Here is a 1,414-nt window from a genome sequence, read left to right on the forward strand (position 1 = left end):
TCAACTATTACCGGACCTGCTTTCACGAGCTTGGCCACTGGACTGGCCACCCGACGCGCCTTGCGCGCGACCTCTCCGGCTCGTTCGGCTGCAAGGCATACGCGCGCGAGGAACTGGTCGCTGAAATCTGCGCAGCCTTCGTCTGCAGCACTATCGGCATCGAGCCGACCGTGCGCCATGCCGATTATATCGGCTCATGGCTAACGGTCCTGCGCGAGGACAATCGCGCCATCTTCCGCGCCGCCAGCCATGCCTCCAAAGCCGCCGATCTCCTGCTCGGCTTCAATGCCGACGTGGAAGGCGAGGCGCATGCCGAGATCGCCGCATGAGCGCGCCCGATCGCCATGCCGAAAGGCTTGCGCTTGTGATGGCGCGCGATGCGGCCGCGCCGCGCACAAGCCGCTCGATATCGGCAGGTTTGTCTCAGCCGCTCTAATCAGCACCAACCGTTTTGAAGGAACGCCGCAATGATCCTGATCACCGACGAACTGCGCCTTCTTCTGCTCGCCAATGGCGCTGCCGAGCCCGAAACCGACCATGTTCCGGTCGTGAAACTGTTCAATCCGGTCGGCTCCGCCACCTGGCTTCTGAGCGAGCTCGACGCCGACGGCGATACACTCTTCGGCCTTTGTGATCTCGGTTTCGGCTTCCCCGAACTCGGCAGCGTCAGCCTTGCCGAGCTCCAAGCCGTCAAGGGACCGCTTGGCCTGGGCATCGAGCGCGACCTGTACTTCAAGGCACGGTTTCCGCTCTCTGTCTATGCCGAAGCCGCTCGCCTATGCGGCCACGTCACCGAGGCCGAACGGCTCTTGCGGCAGGCCGCCGCCGCCCTCTCGCTTTCCCTTCCCGAGCTTCCGCCCGACCGGGCGGAACAATAGCGCCATCCGGCGCAAAACCGTCGCGCCGCTCGGCCTGCGGCCTCGCGGTCAGGCACTTTCAGGCCACAGCAAAGGAGAAAGACCATGCAGCTTGCCCACGTTTCCATCGACCAATTGAGCGTCGCCGCCGCCAACATGCGACATTCCAAACGCGCGCCCGACATCTCCGACATCCTGCCGTCGGTGCGCGCGCGCGGCGTCCTCGTTCCGCTACTGGTCCGGCCCAACGGCTCGCCCGAAACGTTCGAGATCGTCGCCGGACGGCGACGCTATTTCGCCGCCAAGACCGTCGCCGACGAACGCGGCGAGGCCGAGCCGCTGCCATGCGCCATCATGGAGGAGGGTGACGACGCCGACGCGCTCGAAGCCTCCCTGATCGAAAACATCGTCCGCCTCGATCCCGACGAGGTCTCGCAATGGGACACCTTTACCCGCCTCATCAGGGAAGGTCGCACCATTGCCGATATCGCGGCCACTTTCGGCCTCACCCAGCATCAGGTGAAGCGCATTCTGGCGCTCGGCGAGCTTCTGCCTAG

The 1,414-nt window shown here is 64.7% G+C and carries 3 protein-coding genes; all 3 read left to right on the forward strand.

The genetic code is table 11. The features are described 5' to 3' along the window. Positions 1-329, forward strand: a 329-nt coding sequence (locus tag AC0L2U_RS34305) for a zincin-like metallopeptidase domain-containing protein (RefSeq protein WP_473603641.1), incomplete at its 5' end; no start/stop codon positions are given. A gap of 138 nt (positions 330-467) precedes the next feature. Beyond that, positions 468-878, forward strand: coding sequence for a DUF2958 domain-containing protein (locus AC0L2U_RS34310; protein ID WP_473603642.1), 411 nt, complete (start codon positions 468-470; stop codon positions 876-878). A gap of 84 nt (positions 879-962) precedes the next feature. Beyond that, positions 963-1,414 (forward strand): ParB/RepB/Spo0J family partition protein (locus AC0L2U_RS34315; protein ID WP_473603643.1); only part of this gene is annotated, 452 nt, incomplete at its 3' end.

The sequence above is a fragment of the Mesorhizobium sp. WSM4808 genome (assembly GCF_055811675.1).